This is a genomic window from Coleofasciculus sp., assembly GCF_046565525.1.
Classification (GTDB): domain Bacteria; phylum Cyanobacteriota; class Cyanobacteriia; order Cyanobacteriales; family Coleofasciculaceae; genus Coleofasciculus.
In genome coordinates, this window is sequence record NZ_JBKHUP010000038.1 from 38085 (window position 1) to 53784 (window position 15700).

The window sequence follows — 15700 nt, forward strand, 5'->3', positions numbered from 1 at the left end:
GATTGGAATTAAATCCTTGCTGCTTTTAACTGTGCTTTCTTTTATGAAATCGTCTGAGTTGCTGAAAAACTTATCAACTCCTGCACAGATAGTGTTGCGACCCATGTTGCTGATTTCCTTGGTGTTGCACGGTATTGTGCTAATGCTACCGATTTCCGATGATCTGAGAAAATCTGAGAACCCTGAAAAAGAGGAAACGGTTAAAATTACCAAATTACCTTCTCCTTCCATTCCTAAATCCTCTCCCTCCCCGAAATCGACTTCTAGAGTCACTCCTCAAAGGAGTCCAGTCACTCTTGCCCAAACTCCTCAGAGGCGTCAGACTAATTCTCAAATCATTATCAATCGTCCGGAGTCTCCGGCAAATCCGTCTTCTAATCAGCCAATTAACCAACCGTCTGTTAGTTCTAAATTGTCTCAGACAAAAAAACAGCAAACTTCTGAAACATCAAATGTTGTTCAGACTGATCAGGACAAAACTTCAGATACATTAGACGAGTCTGATCAAAACTATACCCCACCCCAACCCGCCCAAAAAGAGGTTAATTTTTTCGCAATATTTCCTCGTTATCCAGGGGCAGAGAAAGGCTCTGGTGGTGTACTTAGACCAGAGTTTGATGAAGCAACGTATATATGGCATATAGAAGAGGACTTGGAAAAAGTAGCGTCTAAGTTTGAGAAGGAACTATTGCCTAATCAAGATTTTCAGCAACCCAAACCTCTAAAAAATGAGGGTAATTTTAGAGTTTATGAAGTGTCAAATACGAAAGGCAATGAAACTAAGTATTTGCATTTAATTCACAAAGACAGTAAAACTTCTATTTATTTAGAATCCGAAAGTTATGATCTAAAAGAATTAGTCAAAAATAAAACAGAAGATAGAGCTGAATTTTTAGTTATGGCATCTTTAAGTACTGCTATTGAAACTCTAAAACTACAATATAAACTCAAAGATTTCAATGTAGAAGATGACTTAAATACTCTTATTGAAGCCGATAAGTTTAAAAGAGCAATTTTTGATTTCACAATAGCACGAAAAACAACAGCAGATCATCCGATATCCCCCCAAGAACTTGCTAATACCTTGAATGAACAACTGCAAAGTTTAGAATTTGAGCCGTTATCGCCAACGGGAGATGGCGAGTATGGCGGAGGAACTCTTTACAAAATAAAGAAGGATAGATTTGAACGTTATCTGATTTTGACACCTGCAAAAGATGAAAAAGAAAATTTGATCACAGTGATTATTTTAGCTGAAGATGATCCTCGCCAGTAGAAAACAAGATACTCAATTACTCTCAATAGCCAAGGAAACGCGATCGCCTCCCACATTCCGCATTTGAGCTAATAGCTGAATCACTTGCTCGTAGGGCAATTGACTGTCGGCTTGTAAGAAGACAGCCCCTTGAGGATTTTGAGATAAATAGGTTTGCATTTGCTCAAACAATTGCTCTTGGCTGACCGATTGATTACTGATGACCAGTTGTCCTGGGGACTTCAATTGTACAATTAAAGGAGCGGGATTTTCCTGCGGCTGAGTTGGATTATTTTCATTATTAGGGAGTTGAACATTGACGCCTTCTTGAGTGGTTAACATCATGGAAGTCATCACGAAAAAAGCTAGAACTCCCATGATCACATTAAGCATAGGAATTAACTGAATGGATGGTATAGATGATTGAGTTCGCTGGGTTCTAAAACGCATTGTTTAACGATTTAAATAAACATGATTATGGGACAGATAATTGAGACTATGGTAACCCATTATAATTGAGTAGAATGGTGTTTTAAGTTGATGCAGGCGGGTCACCCCTACAGATTGTTCATTTTAACGACGCTCAATTGCTAGGGAAACGCGATCGCCACCAATTATTGTCATTTCTTTTAACAGTTTTTGGACATCTTCATACGGTAAATCTCGGTCTGCTTTTAAAACGACTGTAGCATTTTGATTTTGTTCTAGGTATGACTGGATTCTTTCAGACACCTGATTAATAGTAATAACTTGATTATCTAGTAAAATCTCGCCTTGGCGATTCAAGCCAATGACTAGAGTGTTGCGAGTATTTGACTCGCCACTAGCGGTTCCCGTACCAGGTAAACCAGGTAGATTAATGTCCCCTAAGCGCTGACCTGTATAACTCATTGATGTGATAATAAAAAAGGTTAGCACTGACATCATCACATCCATTAAAGGAATCAGATTAACTTCGGGGATTGGTGAGTTTTTTGACTTGTTTCTAAAGTGCATGAATCCTAGATTTTTTGAAGCCTATCATTGCAAAAATTACTTAAACGCTTCTCCCAAGCTAGGGAAATGCTTGCACCCAAAGCCATGTAGAATCTATTCCATCATTTCATAATTTTACTGACTTAAAGGTTTATAGTTAGCAATTTCAGCATTTATAGAAGACAGCGCAACTACGAACGGTTGGCGAGGGTTGGTTCGTACCAAACCTGGCGATAAATAAGTTCTAACTCACTCCCAACTTCCGCAAAGTAATCCATTTGCTGAGAGTGTAAAGTGACGATAGTTCGGAGAACTAAAAGCGCAATAATTGCCACAATCATACCCGCTGCTGTGGTAATTAGCGCTTCACCGATACCTCCAGCTACTTTTGTCGCCTCAACTGTTGTTCCACCCCCACCAATTTTCAGGTTATTGAATGTACTAATTAAACCCGTAACTGTTCCTAATAGACCAAGTAAAGGGGCAACAGCCACAATAGTTTCCAGGAGTTTTTCACCTTTTCGCATTTTGATGAATTCTTTATCACCAGCGGCTTCCATTGCTAAACGAAAGGTTTCTGGTGTTGGCTGTTTCAGCTTGAGAGGTGCATAGAGAAAGCGACCAATGGGCAAGTTTTGAGCCGATTCAGCTATGTCTCTAGCCTGTTCTAAATTAGACTGTGCCGCCGCTAGCACATCGTTCACCAGGGTAGCTTCTTGGCTTAATAATCGAAACCAAAACCAAGCACGATCTAGCCCACAGGATATCGTTAATATAGATAATCCCAGAATGGGCAGCATTACTAAACCGCCTTGGATTAATAAATCATAGACTCTTGTCATTGGAAATCTCAGACTAATTTCGCAAAATTAACCCTGGTAACTTTTATACTATAACGCGACAGACCTATTGTCCAACAGGTAAGGAACTAGATCTCCGACTTCTTGAAGACATTGGAGATGGGGTAGGAAAATGGGATTTATCTTCAGTTTAACTCTTTTGCGATCGCGACTCGATAGTCCTGGTCAATTAAAGCCATATTGAACATAGTTGGACGGTTGCGTAAAAACTTAATCAGACTCGACTTTGGTTCAAACTTTTTCACACAAGCATCGGCTGTCATTTGGTACTGATTCTGAAACTCTTTCTTTACGTCATTGACGGCTATATCCTTAGTTCCAGATACCTGAATTAGGGTTTCAATTATTCCTTTGATAATCTTCTCTAATTCTTTGACTGAACTTATAGATATTTGAGTGGAGTTAATTGATTTTCCGGTTTTTGGTTCAGCTAGATTACAAGTTGTAACTTCATGAGATTTCCCAGATTTATTGAGCTTAAGTAATGAGGATTTTTGCAAAAAGCTTATAAATTTATCGCCATTACTCAAGTCTTTAAGCACCTGAGTAATGGATTGTTTATACTGTTTACGAAATTCACTACCAACATTGGAAATGGGAACAGAGGTTTGACCAGAATCAGTCATGAGTCTTTTGACTATTTTAACTAATTTTTGTTCTAACTCAACCTTGGATTTAATCGTTGTATTTAAAGAACTATTTAAATCTAAAGATTCGGTCGAGGCACTCGGATTAGGAGCGATAACTGAAGAATCCATTTCAAACAACGTTACATACAACCCTGACTGTTCCGGTAAGTTGTGTAAGACAAACTCATTCGGGTAATCAAGAAAAAAATCTGGAACCGTTTTACCAGGACAGTGGTATGAAACCAAGCAACTTATTGTTGTCTGGTACTGGCGGCGAAATAAACTAGAAATCTTAGACAGTTTAACCCACTGATTTCCGGTGCGAGTTTGTTCAAGTCTAATAATCGCTTTGATTTGCTCAATAAATTTTTCCAGACCCGGAATTTCAGGTGGCGGACTCAGGCAATGTCTTTGAGTCTGGTTCGTATCACTATTTAAAACGGTGATCGTATCCCCTTGTTTGCGAACTAAATAAACAGTAAAGCCATGAGTCCGAAGTGTATTATAAAGATGAGTCATCACTCCATCCGAGGAGCAAACTAATATTTCCCTAGCATTGGGATAATGGATAAAGATTGACGATCCCACCGTTGCCATTTTCACATCGGCACTATCTTTCCCTGGTGGAACGTGAATCAGTTCATACCCACGACTGTGGAATTCTGCGTCTTTTTTGCCGAGGCTGCGCCAATTGGCAAAGGCGACTTTAATTTGAATCGGATAGGTACAGAGTTTTGCTAGAAATTTTTCAGTTTCAATATCCAGTTGTAGGTTCTCGGCGTCTAGTAAAAGAATGGCAATACCTGGGGAATTATTGGTCACTGAAGCCGGAGAAGGTACAGCTTCCGAACTATCTGAACTGACCAATTCCGGCGACGGCGATGGGGAATGTGGGGGAATTGAGGACTGTAGAGTTTGAGTCAATTCACCAAAACTGGGTTGTGTAAAATAGCTGGGAAGGAGTAAAATTTCTAGGAAACGCCGTATGTTTATCAGTTTGGCTTCCTCGTCCTCAGCTTGAGTCAGTCTAGCTTTTAATTTCTTGATGAAGACAGATTGATTGTGCGGGGTATGCCAAGGAGTAGTCCTGTACTTTTCTTTGAGGAGTTCCGGATGCTGCTGTTGGATATCCAGGACGATTTGGTAAACGCGATCGCAAATTTGATCAATAGTCACTGTATCAGTTCCCAATGGCACGCTGGACGGATCAGACATATCACGAAATCGCACAGAGGATAGCGTATGCGTCCATAATAAAAGAAAGAAAAAGCTTTACACATCTTAACTATGGCGAGAGATCTGCGGGCATTCATTCAGCTTTTAGAGGAACGGGGACAGTTGCGCCGGATTAAGGCGTTGGTTGACCCGGATTTAGAAATTGCCGAGATATCCAATCGGATGCTACAGGCAGGCGGACCTGGCTTGCTGTTTGAGAATGTCAAAGGTTCATCATTTCCCGTCGCCATCAACCTGATGGGAACCGAGGAACGGGTGTGTTGGGCGATGAAGATGGAACATCCCCAGGAGTTGGAAACACTGGGGAAAAAGCTGGGAATGCTACAACAGCCAAAACCGCCGAAGAAAATTTCCCAGGCGGTGGAGTTTGGCAAGATTTTATTTGATGTCGTCAAAGCCAAACCGGGACGAGATTTTTTCCCCGCCTGTCAGCAAGTGGTGGTGGAAGGAGACGCCCTGGATTTAAATAAACTGCCCCTAATTCGTCCCTATCCAGGGGATGCGGGAAAAATTATTACCTTGGGGTTGGTGATTACCAAAGATTGTGAAACGGGTATCCCAAATGTGGGTGTATACCGTCTACAACTGCAATCGGGTAATACCATGAGTGTCCATTGGTTATCAGTACGAGGTGGGGCGAGACACCTACGCAAAGCGGCGCAGAATGGCAAGAAACTAGAAATTGCGATCGCGCTAGGGGTTGACCCCTTAATCATTATGGCAGCCGCCACCCCGATTCCCGTAGACCTTTCCGAATGGTTGTTTGCTGGACTCTACGGCGGTTCCGGGGTGCCACTGGCAAAGTGCAAGACGCTAGATTTACAAGTCCCCGCCGACTCAGAGTTTGTCCTCGAAGGGACGATCACACCGGGGGAAGTATTACCCGATGGACCCTTTGGCGATCACATGGGATATTACGGCGGCGTCGAAGATTCCCCGGTGGTTCACTTCCACTGCATGACTCATCGCCAAAACCCAATCTATCTCACCACCTTCAGTGGGCGTCCCCCGAAGGAAGAAGCGATGATGGCGATCGCACTCAATCGGATTTATACGCCAATTTTACGACAACAGGTATCCGAGATTGTGGACTTCTTCCTCCCCATGGAAGCCCTCAGTTACAAAGCCGCGATTATTTCCATTGATAAAGCCTATCCTGGACAAGCTAGACGGGCAGCTTTAGCGTTTTGGAGTGCTTTACCCCAATTTACTTACACCAAATTTGTGATTGTTGTGGATAAAGATATTAATATCCGTGATCCGCGTCAAGTGGTGTGGGCAATTAGTTCCAAAGTAGACCCCACGCGAGATGTATTTATTCTGCCCAATACGCCCTTTGATAGCTTAGATTTTGCCAGTGAAAAGATTGGCTTAGGCGGACGCATGGGGATTGATGCAACGACTAAAATTCCTCCCGAAACTGAACATGAATGGGGTGCACCATTGGAATCAGACGCTGATGTCGCCGCTATGGTGGATCGGCGCTGGGTCGAGTATGGCTTAGATGATTTGGAATTGGGAGACGTTAATCCGAATCTATTTGGCTATGATATGCGGTGAACAAATTTATACCTTCTGCCCAAGACGTTGAGAACGAAGTCAAAGGAATGCAGGAACGCGGCGTTACGAATGCGGAGGTTCTACAAGCCATGGCAGTTATTGCTGACAAACAAGGGGATTCTACCTTAGCCAGAAAACTCGCCAATACAGCCCAGGAGTTAGTAAAAGAAAGGCAAATTTAAGTCAAAACCATGCCCTATGCGCGAAGTGAAGGGTCACGCGCCATGTCTTAGAGCGAAGCGAAGGATTAATCGGGGCGGGTTTAGTTGCATCTGGGTCAAAAAGAGACGATAGTAGTGAAACTCGCCCCTACACCCCTCAAAACTTACAAGTAAGACTATACACAACCGAATCTACCGGACTTGATATGACTGGTAAACCTAATTTTCCTGGCATGAACCCCTACCTGGAACGACCAGACATTTGGCCCGAAGTCCATTATGGGTTAATTAGTGGATTAATGAGGACACTCAACCCAGTACTTAACCCCAAATATCGGGCGGCTGTCGATAAGCGGGTTTATTTGGATTCTGTTTTAGTCGGTATTCCTGATACAACAGTGGTTCAGCAAACGCCTAATCGCACTACAACCTCTACCTCAGCCGCCGTTTTGAGCCAGCCTGAGCGCGTGACGGTACCCATGCTCGAAGAAGTCACTGAACGCTTTTTGGAAATTCGCGAAGTGGCTACTCGCAAGGTTATTACGGTTATTGAAGTGCTATCACCCAAGAATAAACGATCCGGCGAAGGGCGATCGCAGTACCTAAAAAAGCGTCAAACCTTGCTCAGCAGCCAAACCCATTTGGTCGAAATTGATCTGCTCAGAAGCGGTGAACCCATGCCTGTCCAAGGTGGATGCAAAGCAGACTATCAAATCCTGGTCAGTCGAGCCGATGAAAGACCTGCTGCAGAACGCTATCCCTTCAATCTGCGGGAGCCAATACCCGTGTTTTTATTACCCCTGAGCGCCGTAGACGTTGAACCTGCGATCGATTTAGCTACCTTACTTGAACAAGCCTACCAGGAAGCAGCCCTTGACCTGGTGATTGACTATTCGATGCCGCCAGAACCCGCCCTGAGTGAAGCAAATATGGCTTGGCTAGATACCTTACGGTAGTACCCCATCACACTTGAATTAGTCGGACACAATTAAAGTTGAGCATGAGGACAAGGGAACTCTTAATAGGGAACGGGGAATAGTCAGGATTTGAGGATTCTTAACATTTATTAGTACAGCGTACATACTTTATCTCCAGGTACTTAAATCCCATATTCCGCACTTGAGTCCCAGAAATTTTAGAGTGAGTCAATTTAGCGCCTAGGCAGATTGCCTGGGCATTTTTATGCAACATTCTATGATGTAAAACACCTCTTTACTTTAGTTTTATCATCCATCTTTGGTTCATCAGATTTTGGAACTAAAGATGAGCCAAAAAAACGAGAATTACCTTGCCCGTCTCGAACAAATCCGGTGGGGTAAGTATCCCCAATGCCCCTATTGCCAATCCACTCATTCTCGACGCTTAAAAAAAGAACGCCGATATCAATGTAACGAATGCTTTACTTCATATAGCGTTACAGTTGGGACTCTATTTCACAAAACTCATGTTGACTTAGAAAAATGGGTTCTGGCAATTTATCTGGTTCTCAATCCTCTGGAACGGATCAGTGTGCGTCAGTTAGCGAAGAAAATTGGAGTCAATAAGAATACTGCCTCGTATATGATTGCCCGGATTCGTCAGGCAATGACTCAAGAGGCAGACTTGCTACAGCGACTTGTTGAAATTGATTTTGAGTGAATTAACAAGTCCAGTGAGTTTTTTATCCTATCTGTTGTGACATTAACCCCCTAAACCAAAGCCGTTTGAGTTCCCTGATTCCTCCCCTTATAAGGGGAGGGTTAGGGTGGGGTCTGTCTAAAGGTATTGGAGATTTGTCAACTTAATCGGTTAACTCTTTTTAGGAATGTCCAAGGAAGAAAGGTATTTAGACAATGATTCTCCCAACTGTTCTTCGGGTGTCTTTTTTTTATCTGGTTTTTTGGCAGTAAATCCACCAAAAAACCAAACCCAAAGCGAAGTATAGAGGAATAGTATGAAAAATGGTGACAGCATAATCGTTAACGGTAGATAACCCTAATGAAACTAATCCCAGAGATAGGTAAGACTGAGGATACAGTCTTTCACTCCCTCTGCGACTACTGACGGTTAGGAAACTTTCCTTACATCCAAGTGTAAGACTGTGTGTCGAAAAAGTCTCGACCGCTAACTGGGACACTCTGAGGAAGTAGAGACGTAGCATGCTACGTCTCTACAGGGTTTTGGGTGGATGTCAATCCAATTCTATCCGTTATACGGTACTACCAGAGAGCAAGGTTATCCCGATAATATTTTGTGAATTTATTCGGATATGATGGCTAACAATCTGCTGAATTTTATGGTGAAAATGTTTTTCGGTATAGTTTTTAAGACTTGCCAAAAATGCAAGTAATCGTTGCTTATCTAATAGCGGTAACTCCCTAATCAATTCTTCAGCTTCCTCTAACATTCGCTCTTGTGCCTCTGGCATCAACTTTATCCAGTTAGAATACAACAGGTTGCGTTCGACGATAGCCAGCTTCCATTGATATTCGGGCATGTTGCTTTTCCCAGTTAATCATTTGGTATCTGTCGATCATCCTAAATGAAAGAATATGAAGGAATTGCAAAGATGGCACTTTCTGTTGTAAAAAAATTATAAATATAGCAATTTCCCGTCTGATGCGGTACATCGGTGGGGGCGCAAGCTCTCATTGGTTTCAACTTCAGGGCTTACGCAGCAACCCTATCCACAGTAAGTTGACACGGATGTTCAGGAAGAGTCCCCTACAGGTAGCGCCTATGGGGGAATTTGCATAAATCCTGATTATTTAGTTGGCGTCAGCGCCTTGGTTCGAGCTTGAAATCCCGCCGACTTCAGCCTGTCAACCATACCTTCATAATCTTGTACCCAGTATTTAGGATCAAAGCGCACAAATTGACTCTGATTTAACGCCCCAACCCTAGCGATAACTGGCACTTTTTGCGGTTTCCTCTCCCCTGATTGTTCTTGCAAAATCGCTTTCAGATATTCCATGGTCTTTTTGTTTACGTGCTGGGGGGTCAGTTCCACGATAATCATTTGTGCCTTTTCAATGGGTTCGACGTCTTCGATGATCATCTGGATTTTCTCATCTCGTTCATCTGCTTTGCCCCAAACAATTAGACGGGCATCTTTTTCAATTAAGCAACTAATCCGCTCAAAAGTTTTAGGAAAAATCACGCCATCAGCTTGACCTGTAAGGTCTTCCATTTGCACAAATGCCATGCGTTCGCCGCTTGTTTTGGTATTGTGAAATTTTACCTCAGCCAACATGACAATAGCACTAAGCATTGTGCGTTTACTTTGCTCGCCTAACTCGTTGAGGTTAATCGGCATAAGTACCTGATTGGCGACTTGACGCACGGATTTTAGGGGGTTATCTGAGACGTAGAAGCCGAGCAATTCTTTTTCTTGCTGTAGCTTTTCTTGAGCCGAGAAATCATCAACCCTCGGTGTTTTTGGGGCGGCTTTCCAGGCATCATTCCCATCACTGTCGTTATTATCAGCGCTTCCTAACATATCAAAAATATTGATTTGACCACTCTCTCGATCCTTCGCTCGATCTTGCGCCCAACTAATCAGCACATCTAAGTCTTGAATCAGTTGTTTGCGATTCGGTTCTAGGCTATCAAACGCCCCGGAGTAAATCAGGGATTCCAAGGTGCGACGATTCACCACCCGCAAATCCACGCGATCGCAAAAATCGGCTAATGACTGAAAGTCCCCTCTTTTTTCCCGTTTCTGGAGGATATTGTCAATCGCCCCCTCGCCCAAATTCCGAATCGCCGAGAGTCCGAATAAGATTTTGCCAGAGACTGGGGTAAAATCGACCTGCGATCGGTTAATATCCGGTTGCAAGACATCGATGTTCATCGTCGCACAGGTGGCGATGTACTTCTGTACCTTATCCTGATTCCCACTACTAGCCGTCAGCAGCGCCGTCATGTACTCCACCGGATGATTGGCTTTCAGATAAGCCGTTTGATAGGTAACATATCCATAAGCCGTGGAGTGGGACTTGTTAAAGCAATTTGACGCCACCGAGCCATTGAAGAGCATAAAATTATGGTCGCGCTCGACGCCAATGTCATAGACTGGTTGAGTACCCAAGGGTTTGCGACCGATAATTTTAACCACGTTTAGAACTCCTTAATCGTTTCCAAATTGTCCTGACATGTTAAGAGCCGGAATTGTGGGATTGCCCAACGTAGGCAAATCTACCTTATTTAATGCCCTCGTCGCCAATGCTAAAGCAGAGGCGGCGAATTTCCCCTTCTGTACGATTGAGCCGAATGTCGGGGTTGTTGCTGTACCAGATGAACGGTTGTCCGTGCTGGCAAAGATTTCCACCTCTGTCGCAATTGTGCCAACTCGGATTGAGTTTGTCGATATTGCTGGATTGGTGAAGGGGGCGAGTAAAGGTGAGGGACTCGGTAACCAATTTTTAGCCAATATCCGGGAAGTAGATGCCATTGTCCATGTTGTGCGCTGCTTTGATGATGAGAATATTATCCATGTTTCCGGTTCCGTTGATCCAGTGCGCGACATTGACGTGATTAATCTGGAACTGGCGTTAGCAGATTTAGCCCAAGTGGAACGCCGCATGGAACGCACCCGCAAGCAGGCGCGCACGAGTAAAGAGGCGCAGTTGGAACTGGAAGCCTTGGAAAAGTTGAGCGCGGGCTTGAATGAAGGCAAATCGGCGCGGAATATCAGTTTAACTGAAGACGAAGCCGAGGCGGTGAAGCCTTTTGGATTACTCAGTGCTAAACCGATTATATACGCGGCGAATGTGTCAGAAGATGATTTAGCGACTGGGAATGAATGGGTGGAACAAGTCCGACAAGTAGCCACGGCTGAGACAGCGGAAGTCGTGGTGGTTTCGGCGCAAGTGGAGTCGGAATTAGTTGAGTTACCGGAAGATGAACGGGGAGATTTCTTGGAGTCATTAGGCGTGGAAGAAGGGGGATTAAAATCCTTAATTCGCGCTACATACAACTTATTAGGATTACGCACCTTTCTAACCACCGGACCCAAAGAAACCCGTGCTTGGACGATTACAGCAGGAATGAAAGCACCCCAAGCCGCCGGCGCGATTCACACTGATTTTGAGCGGGGTTTTATTCGGGCGGAAACGGTTGCTTATGATGATTTAGTGGCGTCTGGTTCAATGAATGCGGCGAAGGACAAAGGATTAGTGCGGGCGGAAGGGAAAGAGTATGTGGTACAAGAAGGCGATGTGATGCTATTTCGGTTCAATGTTTAAACCGGGTGCGGAACCCGTAGGGGCGTAGGTTGTGCGCCCATTACCCAGTGGCGTGCGCCCTTTACCTGGTGTGCGCCTATTAAACCGTGGTCAATCCCGATCATCGGGGTACATTTAAAATAACCCAAGCGCGATCGCATCGACGATCATACACAAAGGAAACGGTACGGCGACAACCCCTGAGATTATGGATGGGCGCACGCCGTGGGATGGGCGCACGCCGTGCGCCCCTACGAATGGATGAACCGATGGATGGACGGATGGGCAGACAGACAGTTGACATCCTCCCCCGGCTAAAGAGCGCGGGGGATTCCTCACCACGCCACCTTTTTAGGGGTGGTCGCTGATTGGGGTTGACGCTTCGCTGAAGGTTGCCTCCAAATGAGGTCTTACACCCTCTCCACGTCCGTTTATAGTCTCGGAATGCCCTCCCGCGACTTGTATTTACATTACCACAATAGTAGAACGTTATCCGAATTATTTGACTGGCGAATAAATTCGCTACCTAGACGGTTCGCTCGGTTTCATCTCCCAGCTAAAGAGCGTGGGAGCCTTCACCCATCGCTTTTCCGGTAAAATAATCTTGCGATCGCCAATTGGTTATGAATTTTCACCCAGATTACTATCATCGCCATTCGATTCGCCTCAAGGGTTACAATTACGCCCAACCTGGGGCATATTTTGTCACCCTTTGCACATACCAACGCCACTGCTGGTTTGGCGAAATTCGCAACGGGAAAATGGGTTTAAATCAAATTGGTAAGATTGTCGCCCAAGAATGGCTGTATTCGGCTCAATTACGCCAAGAAATCCAATTGGATGCATGGATAATTATGCCCAATCATCTCCACGGTATTGTCATCATTACCCCATCAAAAGAAAGAAATAATCATCCCATTGATCCAATCGATAAGGGAAACAACCCTGGGTTTCCTCAATTTGAATACACTTCCCCCACAGGGAAACAACCCGATACACCCTTATCCAATTTACCCATCCATCGCCCAGCTCGTTCCTTATCCTCATTTATTGCTGGGTTTAAATCCACTGTCACCAAACGCATTAACTTGATGCGTCAATCAATTGGAACTCCCATTTGGCAACGGAACTATTACGAACATATCATTCGCAATCAAAAATCATTATTCAACATCCGAAACTACATTATCAACAATCCCCGTCGATGGGAATCTGACGCAGACAACCCGTACCATGATCCCAATTATCAATCAATGGAATTAGATTTACCATTCTAATCACCCGCCGTTTAAATCCACCCCCGTTGCCAACTGTAGGGGCGCATGGCGTGCGCCCATTACCTGGCGTGCACCCCTACGAATGAATGAACCGATGGAAATCGTGATCAATCCAGATAACCCAGGTACATTTAAAATAACCCAGGCGCGATCGCATGGACGATGTTACACCCAAAAAACCCCAAGGCAATAATCTGGATGAACGTAAACCGTGGTTAATCCAGATAATCTGGGTAAATTGAAGATAACCTAAGCGCGATCGCTTCTCCCCAGGATACACAAAGGAAACGCCATGGCGACAACCACCGACATCATGGGCGCACGCCGTGCGCCCCTACGAATGGATGAACCGATGGAAATCGTGATCAATCCAGATAACCCAGGTGCGATCGCGCCTTGCCATTGTACACCGGAAAACCCGTATAATGATTGAACTCTATTGTGTCCGTATCCGCTATTTTTACACAAGAGAGTGTCAAACCCAACATACAGATTAACGATGAAAAATCTCTGGAATCCTCAAGAAGCCAGTCAATATCAAAGTGACTTAGAACTGCGAGTTTATACATCTCGTCTCTTAGGAAAAGATCCATCTTTAGTTTTGCATGGAGGCGGCAATACCTCGGTCAAAATCACCGAAAAAAACCTAGTCGGAGAAGGAGAAGACATTCTTTATGTCAAAGGGAGTGGTTGGGATTTAGCCACGATTGAAAAAGAAGGGTTTGCTCCCGTGAGAATGGCGCATCTGTTGAAATTAGCCAAACTTCCCGCTTTATCTGATTCTCAGATGGTCAATGAGCTGAAAACTCAGATGACTGTTGCTACAGCCCCTTCTCCTTCTGTTGAAACTATTCTCCATGCCATTTTACCCCACAAATATGTGGATCATACCCATGCCGATGCGATTGTCACCATTACCAATACTCCCAACGGTTTGCAGAGAATTAAGGAAATTTATGGTGAGAAAGTTGTGATCATTCCCTATATTATGCCGGGATTCGATTTAGCCAGATTGTGTGGAGAGAAATTTCCAGTAGAAGCCGATGAAAATACTATCGGAATGGTTTTGATGAATCATGGTATTTTTTCCTTTGGGGATACCGCTAAAGAGTCTTATGACCGAATGATTTCACTGGTTAGTGCAGCGGAAGACTATTTACATAACCATAACGCTTATTCTCCGTCTCCCAGTAGTGTTTGGCAAGAAAAACCTTTAGCTACACCCTTAGCAAAGTTACGTCATAAACTTTCAACAATAACCGGATTTCCGGTTATTTTATCCAGTCATCAATCGCCTAAATATATGGCGTTTGCCCAACGCGAAGATATTGGGGTAATTTCTCAACAAGGTCCAGCGACACCGGATCATGTGATTCGCACCAAGCGTCTGCCTTTAATCGGTCAAGATGTTGAAGCCTATAGTCAAGCCTATCAAGACTATTTCCAAACTCATGCTAGTCCTGAGCATACTATATTAGATACCATTCCCCGAGTTATCCTAGATCCAGAACTAGGACTCTGTACCATTGGCAAAACGATTAAAGCGGCAAATATTGTCGCTGATATCTATGATCATACCATTGATGTCATCGAAACGGCGACCAACTTAGAGGAATATAAACCCCTATCCGCCCAAGATATCTTTGCCGTCGAATATTGGGAGTTAGAACAAGCCAAATTAAAGAAAGGAGGAAAAGAACCCGCCTTCACTGGCGAAATTGCCTTAGTTACAGGAGCCGCGTCGGGTATTGGTAAAGCCTGTGTAGACTCTCTCTTAAAACGAGGTGCTGCTGTTGTGGGTTTAGATATAAATAAGGATATTGAAACCCTGTATAATCGTCCTGACTTTATCGGCATAACTTGTGATGTCACCGATGAAACCGCTATTACTCAAAGTCTAGAAAAAGCGATTCGTAAATTTGGGGGTTTAGATATCTTAATCCTCAATGCGGGCATCTTTCCAGGGGGGTGTCCGATTAAAGATTTATCGACCCAGGAATGGCGAAAGGTGATCACTATTAATTTGGATGCTAACTTAATTTTAATGAGAGAATGTCATCCTTTTTTAAAATTAGCCCCCAAAGGCGGTCGAGTTGTCGTTATTGGCTCGAAAAATGTCTATGCACCTGGAGTGGGTGCAGCCGCTTATTCGGCGTCTAAAGCGGCGTTAAATCAATTGACACGGGTGGCGGCTTTGGAATGGAGTCAAGATAAAATTCGGATCAATTCTGTACATCCGAATGCCGTTTTTGATACCGGAATTTGGACAGAAGAGGTATTAAAGTCTCGTGCGGCTGCTTATGGTTTAACGGTAGACGAATATAAAACCAATAATCTGCTCAACGTTGAAATAACTAGCCATGATGTCGCCGAATTAGCCGTAGAACTCTGTGGAAATTTATTCAGTAAAACAACAGCGGCGAATATTCCCATTGACGGCGGCAATGAACGAGTTGTTTAGAGTAGAGATTGGAGGCTTTCGCCCCATTCACTAATTCAATTATTCCCCGAAACCGGGTTTCTCGTAAAAATAACAACTCTCC

General features: G+C 43.9%; 16 protein-coding genes. 10 read left to right on the top strand and 6 right to left on the bottom strand.

What is annotated here, in order from left to right; genetic code table 11:
• The first annotated feature begins 16 nt into the window (after positions 1–16).
• Entirely contained in the window at positions 17–1276 is a 1260-nt protein-coding gene (locus tag ACLGGO_RS15310; protein WP_446419942.1) for a hypothetical protein, read from the top strand.
• Between the two features lie 12 nt (positions 1277–1288).
• On the opposite strand, the gene ACLGGO_RS15315 is transcribed toward ACLGGO_RS15310, so the two are convergent.
• From ACLGGO_RS15315 to ACLGGO_RS15330, 4 genes are all read right to left on the bottom strand, one after another.
• Positions 1289–1705, bottom strand: a complete 417-nt coding sequence (locus ACLGGO_RS15315) for an ExbD/TolR family protein (RefSeq protein ID WP_446337671.1) — start codon at positions 1703–1705, stop codon at positions 1289–1291.
• A 123-nt stretch (positions 1706–1828) separates the two neighbouring features.
• On the bottom strand, positions 1829–2251 hold the full coding sequence (locus ACLGGO_RS15320) for an ExbD/TolR family protein (protein ID WP_446419943.1): 423 nt from the start codon (positions 2249–2251) through the stop codon (positions 1829–1831).
• A gap of 170 nt (positions 2252–2421) precedes the next feature.
• Positions 2422–3072 carry a MotA/TolQ/ExbB proton channel family protein gene (locus tag ACLGGO_RS15325; RefSeq protein ID WP_446419944.1) on the bottom strand — a complete coding sequence of 217 codons (651 nt, stop codon included), beginning with the start codon at positions 3070–3072 and terminating at the stop codon, positions 2422–2424.
• Positions 3073–3215: 143 nt separating this feature from the next.
• Positions 3216–4895, bottom strand: a complete 1680-nt coding sequence (locus ACLGGO_RS15330; protein WP_446419945.1) for an NYN domain-containing protein — start codon at positions 4893–4895, stop codon at positions 3216–3218.
• 111 nt (positions 4896–5006) lie between these two features.
• Here ACLGGO_RS15330 and ACLGGO_RS15335 point away from each other — a divergent pair, with 111 nt between their 5' ends.
• From ACLGGO_RS15335 to ACLGGO_RS15350, 4 genes are all read left to right on the top strand, one after another.
• Entirely contained in the window at positions 5007–6515 is a 1509-nt protein-coding gene (locus ACLGGO_RS15335; protein ID WP_446337667.1) for a UbiD family decarboxylase, read from the top strand.
• Entirely contained in the window at positions 6512–6697 is a 186-nt protein-coding gene (locus tag ACLGGO_RS15340; protein WP_446337666.1) for a hypothetical protein, read from the top strand. Before ACLGGO_RS15335 ends, ACLGGO_RS15340 begins: the two co-directional genes overlap by 4 nt.
• A gap of 185 nt (positions 6698–6882) precedes the next feature.
• Positions 6883–7632, top strand: a complete 750-nt coding sequence (locus ACLGGO_RS15345; RefSeq protein ID WP_446337665.1) for a DUF4058 family protein — start codon at positions 6883–6885, stop codon at positions 7630–7632.
• 307 nt (positions 7633–7939) lie between these two features.
• Entirely contained in the window at positions 7940–8314 is a 375-nt protein-coding gene (locus tag ACLGGO_RS15350) for a transposase (protein WP_446337664.1), read from the top strand.
• Positions 8315–8864: 550 nt separating this feature from the next.
• On the opposite strand, the gene ACLGGO_RS15355 is transcribed toward ACLGGO_RS15350, so the two are convergent.
• Both ACLGGO_RS15355 and ACLGGO_RS15360 read right to left on the bottom strand, forming a co-directional pair.
• On the bottom strand, positions 8865–9152 hold the full coding sequence (locus tag ACLGGO_RS15355) for a hypothetical protein (RefSeq protein WP_446337663.1): 288 nt from the start codon (positions 9150–9152) through the stop codon (positions 8865–8867).
• 267 nt (positions 9153–9419) lie between these two features.
• Positions 9420–10772: a helix-hairpin-helix domain-containing protein gene (locus tag ACLGGO_RS15360; RefSeq protein ID WP_446419946.1), complete on the bottom strand. Its 1353-nt coding sequence runs from the start codon at positions 10770–10772 to the stop codon at positions 9420–9422.
• Between the two features lie 37 nt (positions 10773–10809).
• On the opposite strand from ACLGGO_RS15360, the gene ychF reads away from it, so the two are divergent.
• The 5 genes from ychF (at position 10810) to ACLGGO_RS15385 (ending at position 15618) form a co-directional block, all read left to right on the top strand.
• On the top strand, positions 10810–11901 hold the full coding sequence (ychF, locus tag ACLGGO_RS15365; protein ID WP_446419947.1) for a redox-regulated ATPase YchF: 1092 nt from the start codon (positions 10810–10812) through the stop codon (positions 11899–11901).
• 86 nt (positions 11902–11987) lie between these two features.
• A complete protein-coding gene (locus ACLGGO_RS15370) occupies positions 11988–12248 on the top strand; it encodes a hypothetical protein (protein WP_446419948.1) in 261 nt (86 codons plus the stop codon).
• Positions 12249–12503: 255 nt separating this feature from the next.
• On the top strand, positions 12504–13157 hold the full coding sequence (locus tag ACLGGO_RS15375; protein ID WP_446419949.1) for a transposase: 654 nt from the start codon (positions 12504–12506) through the stop codon (positions 13155–13157).
• A 292-nt stretch (positions 13158–13449) separates the two neighbouring features.
• Complete coding sequence (locus ACLGGO_RS15380) at positions 13450–13590, top strand: hypothetical protein (RefSeq protein ID WP_446419950.1); 141 nt, start codon at positions 13450–13452, stop codon at positions 13588–13590.
• Between the two features lie 66 nt (positions 13591–13656).
• Positions 13657–15618: a bifunctional aldolase/short-chain dehydrogenase gene (locus tag ACLGGO_RS15385; protein WP_446419951.1), complete on the top strand. Its 1962-nt coding sequence runs from the start codon at positions 13657–13659 to the stop codon at positions 15616–15618.
• The last annotated feature ends 82 nt before the right edge of the window (positions 15619–15700 follow it).

Coding starts and splice junctions, on each gene's coding strand:
- ACLGGO_RS15315 (WP_446337671.1), bottom strand. CDS start 1,705: ATGCGTTTTAGAACCCAGCGAACTCAATCATCTATACCATCCATTCAG.
- ACLGGO_RS15320 (WP_446419943.1), bottom strand. CDS start 2,251: ATGCACTTTAGAAACAAGTCAAAAAACTCACCAATCCCCGAAGTTAAT.
- ACLGGO_RS15325 (WP_446419944.1), bottom strand. CDS start 3,072: ATGACAAGAGTCTATGATTTATTAATCCAAGGCGGTTTAGTAATGCTG.
- ACLGGO_RS15335 (WP_446337667.1), top strand. CDS start 5,007: ATGGCGAGAGATCTGCGGGCATTCATTCAGCTTTTAGAGGAACGGGGA.
- ACLGGO_RS15345 (WP_446337665.1), top strand. CDS start 6,883: ATGACTGGTAAACCTAATTTTCCTGGCATGAACCCCTACCTGGAACGA.
- ACLGGO_RS15350 (WP_446337664.1), top strand. CDS start 7,940: ATGAGCCAAAAAAACGAGAATTACCTTGCCCGTCTCGAACAAATCCGG.
- ACLGGO_RS15355 (WP_446337663.1), bottom strand. CDS start 9,152: ATGCCCGAATATCAATGGAAGCTGGCTATCGTCGAACGCAACCTGTTG.
- ychF (WP_446419947.1), top strand. CDS start 10,810: ATGTTAAGAGCCGGAATTGTGGGATTGCCCAACGTAGGCAAATCTACC.
- ACLGGO_RS15375 (WP_446419949.1), top strand. CDS start 12,504: ATGAATTTTCACCCAGATTACTATCATCGCCATTCGATTCGCCTCAAG.
- ACLGGO_RS15380 (WP_446419950.1), top strand. CDS start 13,450: ATGGCGACAACCACCGACATCATGGGCGCACGCCGTGCGCCCCTACGA.
- ACLGGO_RS15385 (WP_446419951.1), top strand. CDS start 13,657: ATGAAAAATCTCTGGAATCCTCAAGAAGCCAGTCAATATCAAAGTGAC.